Genomic DNA, 10,494 nt, shown 5'->3' on the forward strand with positions numbered 1-10,494 from the left:
CCTTTGTAACTATCGACAGCGGTCAGGCTGGCGGCGATGATACAATCAGCGGTGCCGAGGCTGCATCCGGGGTGACTCTGACAGGCACCGCGGAAGCCGGTTCCACCGTCGAAGTGACCTTTCAGGGCGTAACCCGGACTGTGACCGCCACCGATGACGGTATCTGGAGCGCGGACTTCGCGGCTTCCGAAATCACCGGCGGCGAGTACGATGCGCCGATCAGCGTCACATCGACAAACGCCTCCGGCGACACGGCAACGGCCAATTCCACCATCCGCATCGATACCGAGACTGCAGTTGCAATTGATGATGGCCAAGCCGGCGGCGATGACATGATCAATGGCGCAGAGGCCGCGAACGGGGTGACCCTGACAGGCACTGCTGAAGCTGGCGCAACCGTTGACGTCACCTTCCAGGGAGTGACACGCACGGTTACTGCCGCAAGCGATGGCACTTGGAGCGCCGATTTTGCAGCATCCGAGATCCTGTCGGGTGAATACGACGCTGACGTGACCGCCACGGCGACCGATGCCTATGGCAACACCGAAACCGTCACCGGAACGGTACGGGTGGACACCATTACTGCGGTGGCGATTGATGCGAACCAGGCCGGTGGTGATGACATCGTGAGCAATGCAGAGGCCGCCGCCGGGGTGACTCTGACCGGCACTGCCGAAGCGGGCGCCACGGTCAGCGTCACAGTCGAAGGCGTGACCCGCACGACCACCGCGGATTCCAGCGGCAACTGGGCCGCAGAGTTCGAAGCAGGCTCCCTGCCCTCTGGTGAATATGACACCACTGTCAGCGTCACCTCCACCGATGCTGCAGGCAACACAGCAACGGCCACCGCAGATTTGCGTGTGGACACATTGGTAGATCCCCTCACCGTGGATACAGCCAGCGTCGAAGGCGACGGCATCGTCAACGAAGACGAGCACAGCGACGGCGTGACCCTGACAGGCACCGTTGAGCCGGGTTCAACAGTGGTTGTGCAGCTGGGCAGCGCAACCGAAACTGCAACCGTTGACAGCAGCGGCAACTGGACCGTGGATTTCGCAGCCTCCGACATCCCGGAAGGCAGCTATGAAGCAGATGTCACCGTCACAGCCACGGATGCTGTCGGCAACACTGCAGAAATCACCGACACCCTGACCATCGACACGGAGGTTGTGCCGTTTGAAGCAGACAGCATTACTGACGACGACATCGTCAACATCGCTGAACGCGCTGCAGGGCTGACCCTGACCGGAACAGTCGAGCCCGGCTCCTCAGTCGACGTCAGCATTGAAGGCCTGACGCGCAGTGCAAGCGTAGATGCAGATGGCAATTGGAGCGTGGAATTCGACGCAGACGATTTGCCCGAAGGAACCTACAGCAGCAGTGCTGTCATCACGGCGACTGACCCGGCAGGCAATACTGCGACCCTGACCGAAACCTTTGAAGTCGATACGGAGTACGACGCACCGAATGTCGGCAATATCATCGACACGGGCGCCGGCGTCACTGGCTTCTTCAGCGATGACTATGAGGACAGCGATACCGCGCATGAGCTGACAAACGGTGGAGCCGTAGAGGATGTCACTGGAACCTCCACGGATCTCGGTGGCGGCAGCACCCTGTTCAGCTTTGACGAGACGGTGCCGGACGGATCGAACCTGGTGGTGAACCGCGTCGATGATGCAGGCAACAGCTCAAGCACAATGGTTGTGTTTGAAGACGGTGCAGATGCGACAGTACTCGACCACGCAGGATTGTCGCAGTTCAACATCGACGAGCTGAACCTGGTGCATGCAGACAACGTCAATCTGACCCTTACCGAGGCTGACATCAACGCGCTCTCAGGGAATTCCGATACACTGACCGTGCATGGCGGCTCGGATGACACGCTGACCATCAGTGGCGCAACCGCCAACGGCAGCCAAACCATCGACGGCGAAACTTACGATGTCTACACGCTGGGTGATGACGGCACTACGATCCTGGTCGATGAAGACGTCAACACCGTGATCTGATCTACTGGCCCGGCGGCGCAGTCTGCCGCCAGGCCCAAGATATGAAAAGCCTTGAACAAAAGGTCAAAGGGCAGGATGCAACCGGGACGCTTTCTTTGCGCCATCGCAGCGATGTGCAGCCTATCGGCTTGCGCACCGGCTTCCTTTGGCGATGCGCAAAGCAGCGGACCGCGCAGCAACTTCGCGCAGACCGGCGAGACCTCCTCCGAAGTGATTAGCGCCCTGATGGAGCGCCGCTCGCTGCTGGCCGAGGACAGCGCCTATGGGCAGGTTGCCACGGCAGCCATCGCCGCTTCTTCCCGCGCAGCGGAGGCAGAGCTTATCAGTGCCAAGCTGCGGGCAGAGGCCGCATCCAAGAACTGGCTTCCAACTCTGGGGCCATCAGTCAGCCTGACTGACCTCGGCGATCTGGTCGCCGGATTGCTGATCGAGCAGGTTCTGTTCGACAACGGCCGCCGCAAGGCGGAGCGCGAATTTGCCGCCGCCGATGTGGAAGTCGCCGCCGTCAGCCTGTCCCAGGACATGAACAGCCGGGTGGAAACCGCTGTCGGGCTTTATGCCGCCGCGCTGCGCGGAGACGAGAAGGCGGCCTATGGCGACCGCGCCCTGCGCAGAATGCAGGAGTTCCGCCGGATTGTGCAGGGCCGCGTCGATGGCGGTGTCTCCGACCGCGCCGACCTCAATGTGGTGGACAGCAAAATCAGCGGCATCCGCACCGCCACAGCCACTGCCCGGGACGCAGCAACCACTGCCCGCGCTGAATTGCAGGCAATGACAGGACAAAGTTTCGACCAAAGGCCCTCGCATCTGTCTATCGGCACACCGCCCGAACAGGGCCAGTTCCTGTCGGTGCTCAAGGCCGGAGCCGAGGCTGACCGCACCATTGCCCAGGCCAAATCCGGCCGCGCTGGGCTCCTGCCGCAGATTTCCGCGGCTGGAAATGTGACCACAGATGGCTCCGGAGCCGGAATTACCCTGGGTACGGGGCAGCCGCTGGGGCTGGGCACCCCTGCCGCGATTCAGGCTCTGGAAGCTTCAAAGGAAGCCGCCAAGCGTCAGGTGGGCGAAGCTGAGGAAGCCGCACGGCGCGCCTACAGCCGCCAAGTGCAGCAGATCGCCTCCTATCAGCGGCAGGAGGGAGAAACCGCCGCGCTGGTGCGCCGCAGCCGGGAAACATATGAGCTGTTCCAGAAACAATTCGAAGCCGGTCAGCGCCCGGTAATGGAAGTGATCCAGGTCTATGAAGAGCTGGTGCGCCGCGAGCAGGCCTATATCGACGCGAAATTCGAGGTGGTGCTGATCCAGCTGGAACTGGCACGCGACCTGGGGCTGCTGGCTGATGGGGACAAGATTTGACCGACACCACGCAAAAGCCGCCACGCCTTCACCCCGCAGGCGGGAACAAGCCGGTTCTGAGGGCCGTTCCCGCTACCGTGCCGAAAACTGCCCTACAGGATGGGATGAAACCCGCCAAAGCTCCGCCTCCTGCCGCGCCCCCCGGGCCAAACACGCAGATCAAGCCGAAGACAGACAATCGGCCCAAGCCGCAGGACGCACAGCCCGAGGTTGGCTCCCTTCTGGAAGGGGCGGCCGCACGCATCCAGCACCGGGCAAGCCTGATCGCCACCCTTGCCGCCCTGAAGGGCAGCGACGTACCGGTCAGCGACGTCGCAGCCTTCCTGTGGCAGGAGACGCCCGGCGATCTGTCGCTGCACACGCTGGCCAAGGCGGTGCAATCCGCCGGCCTGCAGCCCAAAGTGCTTGAAAAGCAGAGCCTGACCCCCGCTCTGTGGCCTGCGCTGGCGATAATGTCCGGCGGCCAATGCGTGCTGGTTCTGGGCCAGGCGGACGATACGCTGGCCATCTATGACACCTCCTGCCCGGATAACCGCACAGAGGTGCCGCTGGCCGAGTTCAGCCCCTATTTCACCGGCACCGTTATGTCGGCCCGCCCGTCGCTCAAACAAATGGCGGCCAAGCACACGCCGCAGATCGACCCGGGCCATTGGTTCTGGAGCGAGTTCCCCAAGTACCGCCGGCAGGTGGGTGAGATCATGCTGGGCTCACTGGTGGCCAATATCCTGGCGGTGTCGGTCGCGCTGTTCTCCTTGCAAGTCTATGACCGGGTGGTGCCGCACCAGTCGCACGCAACCCTATGGGTGCTGGCGGTGGGCGCCTTTCTGGCAATCGCGCTGGAAGCAATGCTGAAACTGGCGCGCGCCCGTCTGACTGACGCAGCCGGCCGTCAGATCGAACTGTCAGTGCAGCACAACCTAATGCGCCGCCTGATCGGCATGCGCTCCGACAAGAAACCCTTGCCGCCCTCCGGCCTGTTTGCCGCAATGCGCGATTTTGGGTCGGTGCGGGAGTTCTTCACGTCTTCCACGATCTCGACGCTGGCCGACATCCCCTTTATCGCTGTGTTCCTGCTGCTGGTTGCCTCCATTGCCGGGCCAGTTGTTTGGGTGATCATTGCCGGCGGCATCCTGATGCTGCTGCCTGCCTACTTCATGCAGAGGAAGATGATCGCCTATACCCGCCAGACTCAGGGCGCCAACGCCAAGGCCGGGCGGCTGCTGCACGAGGTTGTAACGGAACTGGACACCGTGAAGACCCAGCGCGGCGAGGACCGGGTGCTGCGGCTGTGGGATGAACTGAACACGTTGTCGTCGCACTCCGCCACCGAGCAGCGCAAACTGTCCAGCGCCCTCACCTACTGGTCCCAGGGCGTGCAGCAGGCGACTTATATCACTGCTGTCGTGCTGGGGACGCTCATGGTGTTTGCCGGTGAGTTCACTGTCGGCACCATCATCGCCACCGGCATCCTGACCAGCCGCACACTGGCGCCGCTGACCCAATTCGCCGCCACCCTGGCGCGCTGGAGCAACGTGAAGGCGGCGCTGGAGGGGCTAGACGCCATCGCGCAAGCACCGCAGGAGAAAGAGAAAGAACGCACTTACCTGCGCCGCCAAATGATCGAGGGCCGGTTCGAGCTGCGCGAGATCCTGTTCCGTTACGAGGATGACGCCGCCCCGACATTGGACGTGCAAGCGGTGGCGGTCACACCGGGCCAGCGGGTTGCGGTGCTGGGTGTCAACGGCTCCGGTAAGTCCACTCTGCTCAAGCTCCTGTCCGGCCTCTATGCCCCCGACCGGGGCCGCATTCTTCTGGACGGCACCGACATGGCGCAGATCGACCCGCGCGACCTGCGCGCCAACATCGGCTATCTCAGCCAGGATGTGCGGCTGTTCGCGGGCACCTTGCGCGACAACCTGAACCTCAACCAGCTGGAGCGTGACGACGACCGGCTGATGGAAGCGCTCGAGTTCGCAGGCCTCGGGGCCCATGTGCGCAACCACCACAAGGGGCTGGATCTGGAGATCAGCGACGGCGGCCATGGCCTGTCGATCGGGCAGCGCCAGTCGATCGGCTGGGCCCGGCTGTGGCTGCAGAACCCCTCTGTCGTGCTGCTGGATGAACCCACCGCGGCGCTGGACCAGACGCTGGAACGCACCCTGGTGAGCCGCCTGGAAAGCTGGCTGGAGGGCCGTACCGCGGTAATCGCCACCCACCGGATGCCGATCCTGTCTCTGACGAACCGCACCCTCATCCTGCAATCCGGCCGGATGGTCGTGGATGGCCCGCGCGATCAGGTTCTGGCGCATCTGGCCGCAGGAGAAGGCAAATGACCATGGCGCTGCACGATCCATACGGCAATACAGAAACCCCGCGCAGCGCCAGCCGCATTATCTATCTGGCGCTGGCGGCGGTGCTCACCTTCCTGATCTGGGCTGCCTTTGCCTCCATCGACGAGATCGTGCGCGGTGAGGGTCAGGTGGTCTCTTCCTCGCGCGCGCAGATCGTGCAGAACCTGGAGGGCGGCATCCTGGCGGAACTGCATGTGCGCCAGGGCGACATCGTGACCGCGGGTCAGGTTCTGGCCAAGCTGCAGGACACGAAGTTCCGCGCTGCGGCAGATGAACTGCAAAACCAGATCGACGCGCTTGAGATCCGGCGCCACCGGCTGGAAGCGCAGACGAAAGGCGCCTTTGAGTTCGCTGTGCCGGACATGCTGGCGCAGCGCTCACCCGGCATCCTGGCCTCTGAGCGAGGCCTGCTGACCGCAAGGCAGACCGACTTTGCCAGCCGCCGTGACAGCGCCCGGCAGATCATGGATCAGCTGAACGCAGAGCTGGCCAACATGGAGAAGCTCTTCAAGCAGAAAATCGTGGCGCTGATTGAGGTCAACAAGGCCCGCAAGGCAGCCACTGACGCGCGCGCCAAATATAACGAAATCGGAACCCAGGCCGAGCTGGAGCAGGCCGAGGAATACGGCCAGACCCTGCGGGAGATCACAACTCTGCGGCAAGAGCAACGGCTGGCAGTTGATCAGCTGAACCGCACTATCATCACCTCACCCCTGGCAGGGATTGTGAATAGCCTTGCTGTCACCACCATTGGCGGCGTGATCCGCCCCGGTGAGGAGATCCTGGAGATCATACCGTTGGGCGAGGAACTGTTCGTCGAGGCGCGTGTAAAGCCTGAGGATATCGCCAGCGTGCAACCCGGCCAGGACGCCACCATCAAGCTGTCTGCCTATGACTACACCATCTACGGCTCGCTGCGCGGCAAAGTGGATTTCGTCTCTGCCGATACGTTCGAGGATGAGCGCAATCCGCGCGCGGAGCCCTATTACCGGGTGACGGTCCGGGTCGACAAATCCGGGTTCACCGAACGCCAGCAATCGATCGAAATCCGCCCTGGCATGCGGGCCACGGCAGAGCTGCAGACCGGGGCCAAGACGGTGCTGCAATACCTGCTGAAGCCGCTCTACAAGTCCCGTGAGGCACTGCGTGAGCCTTAGAAAGCAAAGAAACTGCTCCGGTCGGGAGCAGTTTCAAAAACATTGGCCTGCAGGAAAGGGGCTTCAGCCCGCGCGGCGGATAAGATCAGTGAGCGTGGCATCCAAGGCGGTTCCGATCGACACCGGTCTCCGGCCCATGGCTGCCTTGGCGGAAATCACCGACACCAGCCGCGGTGCCTGACCCGGGCGCAGCTCAAGCACTGGCGACCCGGAAGCCCCAAAATCCACTAAGCATGACATCACAAGTGTGCGGCTTTTGCGCGCCAGAACACTGCAGGACCGTTTCAGGCTGGGCCGGGTCGCGTGATGCTGCGTATAAGACATCACATCCAATGTATCGCCACGCTCGGCACCCGCGTGCATGGCCAGCGGCACGATCTGGCGGCTGCTGATTGGCCGGTCCAGCCGCAGTACAGCTAGATCATTCCCGATTTGGTGCGTTCCTGACGGACGGTACCGGTATTGCGGGTGCACAACAGCCTTTGCCACTTGGCGCAACGCAATTGCGCGGCGCCCTGACAACCCGGCCTCAAACCAGATGCTCTGCGGGTCAACCCGGGCACCTGTCCTTGGATCGAACAGGCAATGCGCTGCAGTCAGCACCAGATTGGGTGCCACCAGCGCACCGGTGCACATGCTCTTGTTGGCGATGTTCAGCCGGCCAACGGCTTCCAGCCCCTGTGTCGATTCGGCGCGTAACTGCGGCTCATCCGCAGCCGCGCCTTGCGGCATGCCCAGGGACAGGCATGCCGCAATTGCAGCAATAGTCAGTCTCATAACCCACTCCAGGTTCCCACAAGGGCATCGTCATTCAAGCGTGCGGCTGGAATGAGACCCAATGTTGCCGGGCTGAGACCAAAAGGTGGACAGAATGCGGCAGCGTTAACAATTCCCTAACCCCCCGGTTATTGATGCTTAACCATGGCAAAAAAGCCTGCCGCTTGGCTAGAGAAAGTAAACAAAGCGTAAATATTTTTTCCAAACCAAGAACAACAAAAGAGAATCCTGCGGCCCATCCAAGGCCAAATCCGGCCGGAAAGAAATCTGACTGTCGCGAGATGAAGTCACCGGAACAGCAAAAGGGTAACGGATCCGCCCCTTCGCAGCACACGCCGGCCTGAAGCGATTAACCAGTCCCGTGTATGCAGACATGCCCAATAGGTTAACGCCAGAATAGTCAATGACTGACTTAGAAGGGCAGCGGCACCCCGAAAAATGCAATCATTATGAAAATTTTTTCCGCCATTTTCTGCAGCATTAACGGATCGAAAATCAATCTGACGTTGTATCAGACCCAATCAAAGTCCCAGTCCCCGGCGTAATGCCGGCGGATGCCTGCCGGAGGTGTTACGTTGAAAATGTTGCAGACTTTTAAACTTTCCCAAAAGCTCCCTCTGCTGGTCGTCGGCACAGCGGTGACGGTAACCGTTGTACTGATTACCTTCAGCACCAGTTACTTCCAGCGCAGTGTCGTCCATGATGCAGAGATTGTGTTGCAGTCTCTGGTCCGCGACCGCGAGGCGGCGCTGAATAACTACCTGGAATCCATTGAAGCGGCAATTCTCACAGTTTCCGCCGTTCCCTCCACCGCCAAAGCAATGAAAGACATGGGCGTGACCTGGGGCAGCCGGAGCGGCAGCGGCCAGGAAGAGGTAGGTAACTTGTCGATGTTTGCCTCGGCGTCATCGCCCTACGACATTCACTTTGAGCGGAACCACCCCGCATTCACCGGAATGATGGAACGGCTTGGATATTACGACATCTTCCTGATCAATCCAGAAGGTGACGTGATCTTTTCGGTCGCGAAGGAATCCGACTACGCTACCAACCTTATTTCCGGCCCATACAATGAAACTGGTCTGGCACAGGCATTCCAGCTTGCTGCGGAAGGTAAGAAAGAGCATGTCTATTTCTCTGATATCGCACCTTATGCGCCCAGCGCGGACGCACCCGCTGCGTTTGCCGCGGCCCGCATCCAAGATAGCGGCGGACGTTTCATTGGTGTATTTGCGGTTCAGGTCGCGATTGACGAGATATCCTCGATTATTACGGATTTTGGCGGCAACTTGGAAACCCTCGACGTATTCCTTGCCGGGCAGGACCTCAAAGCAAGAACCGCTTCACGCCAGGACGGAGGCCACGGCCTCCTGGGCGACCTGGGGCAACGCCCCCATCTCCTGGAAGCCTTTGCAGCCGCTTCTGAAACAACCGGCACTGATGAATCAGCAGCAGGCGGCACCTTCTACCCATCAACCGCACTGGCCGACGGCAGCATCGTTGCAGCGGTTTCGGCACCGGTCACATTCCGCAACCTCCAGTGGGCACTGGTTGCGGAACTTGACCAGGATGAAATCCTGGCCCCGGCTGCTGCCCAGCAGAAAATCATGATCCTGATCTCGCTGATCTGCGCTGGTCTGGTTTCCTTCTTCGGGTGGCTGTTTGCCCGGTCGGTGACCAAGCCGATCGACCGTATCTGCGCCGACATGGAGGCGGTGTCCTCCGGCGATCTCGAAACCGAGGTCGAGGCGGCCAGCCGCGGCGACGAGATCGGCAAGATCGGCAAGACACTGGTCTCCATGCAGGACGATCTGAAGCTGGCCCGCGCCGCCGAAGAGGAACGCGCCGAGATGCAGCGCCAGCAGCAGCAGGTGGTCGAGAAACTGAGCAGCGGCCTGGTGCAGCTTGCCGATGGCGATTTCTCGCAGCCGATCACCTCGGCCTTCCCGGAAGAATACGAGCAGTTGCGGCAGAACTTCAACAGCACCGTCAGCAATCTCAGCACCACCGTGCAGCAGGTGATCGAAGCCTCTGGCAGCATCCGCAACGGCGCTGCCGAGATCAGCCAGGCCTCCGACGACCTGTCGCACCGCACCGAAAGCCAGGCGGCCACCCTGGAGGAAACCGCCGCGGCGTTGGATGAGCTGACCGCGTCCGTCAAATCCGCCGCCGACGGCGCCCGCAGCGTCGAGGCCACCATGGCCGAGGCCCGCACCGAGGCGGAAAACAACCGCGAAGTGGTGCAGAGCGCGGTCTCGGCGATGACCGAGATCGAGCAGTCCTCGAACCACATCAGCCAGATCATTTCTGTGATCGACGACATCGCCTTCCAGACCAACCTGCTGGCGCTCAATGCCGGCGTCGAGGCGGCGCGGGCGGGCGAGGCCGGCAAGGGCTTTGCGGTGGTCGCCAGCGAGGTGCGCGCCCTGGCACAGCGCTCCTCGGATGCGGCAATGGAGATCAAAACGCTGATCTCCGACAGCTCCAAGCAGGTGGAGCGCGGTGTCGATCTGGTCGGCAAGGCCGGCGAAGCGCTGCAGAGCATCGTCGAGCAGGTGACCCATATCTCGCAGCTGGTTTCCGGCATTGCCGAGGGCGCGGCGGAGCAGTCCACCGGCCTCAACGAGATCAACACCGGCGTCACCCAGCTCGATCAGGTGACCCAGCAGAACGCAGCGATGGTCGAGGAGGCCACTGCGGCAGGCCACATGCTGAACACCGATGCCGGCAAGCTGGCCGAGCTGGTGGCGCATTTCCGGGTCTCCGGCGGTGCGGCCCCCGCCCGCCGGAGACCCGGAAATGCGCCACCAGCTCGGCCAGCTTGCCGGCATCGGTGTTCAG

The 10,494-nt window shown here is 61.8% G+C and carries 7 protein-coding genes; 5 read left to right on the forward strand and 2 right to left on the reverse strand.

Features of this window, described 5'->3' with window-relative positions:
* From A9D60_RS23055 to A9D60_RS23070, 4 genes are all read left to right on the forward strand, one after another.
* Positions 1–2,012 (forward strand): beta strand repeat-containing protein (locus A9D60_RS23055; RefSeq protein WP_065269756.1); only part of this gene is annotated, 2,012 nt, incomplete at its 5' end.
* Positions 2,013–2,087: 75 nt separating this feature from the next.
* Positions 2,088–3,368 (forward strand): TolC family protein, encoded by a 1,281-nt coding sequence (locus A9D60_RS23060; protein WP_065269757.1) that lies wholly within the window; start codon positions 2,088–2,090, stop codon positions 3,366–3,368.
* A 104-nt stretch (positions 3,369–3,472) separates the two neighbouring features.
* Positions 3,473–5,701, forward strand: a complete 2,229-nt coding sequence (locus tag A9D60_RS23065; protein ID WP_254656783.1) for a type I secretion system permease/ATPase — start codon at positions 3,473–3,475, stop codon at positions 5,699–5,701.
* On the forward strand, positions 5,698–6,876 hold the full coding sequence (locus A9D60_RS23070; protein WP_065269759.1) for an HlyD family type I secretion periplasmic adaptor subunit: 1,179 nt from the start codon (positions 5,698–5,700) through the stop codon (positions 6,874–6,876). Before A9D60_RS23065 ends, A9D60_RS23070 begins: the two co-directional genes overlap by 4 nt.
* Positions 6,877–6,939: 63 nt before the next feature.
* Here the strand turns inward: A9D60_RS23070 and A9D60_RS23075 are convergent, their stop codons facing one another.
* On the reverse strand, positions 6,940–7,653 hold the full coding sequence (locus A9D60_RS23075) for a trypsin-like serine peptidase (RefSeq protein ID WP_083194333.1): 714 nt from the start codon (positions 7,651–7,653) through the stop codon (positions 6,940–6,942).
* A gap of 521 nt (positions 7,654–8,174) precedes the next feature.
* Complete coding sequence (locus A9D60_RS27160) at positions 8,175–8,354, reverse strand: hypothetical protein (protein ID WP_254656784.1); 180 nt, start codon at positions 8,352–8,354, stop codon at positions 8,175–8,177.
* Between the two features lie 12 nt (positions 8,355–8,366).
* Between A9D60_RS27160 and A9D60_RS23080 the strand changes: the two genes are divergently transcribed.
* On the forward strand, positions 8,367–10,494 hold a 2,128-nt coding region (locus A9D60_RS23080), incomplete at its 3' end, for a methyl-accepting chemotaxis protein (RefSeq protein WP_254656785.1).

The sequence above is a fragment of the Leisingera sp. JC1 genome (assembly GCF_001679925.1).
Taxonomy (GTDB): Bacteria; Pseudomonadota; Alphaproteobacteria; order Rhodobacterales; family Rhodobacteraceae; genus Leisingera.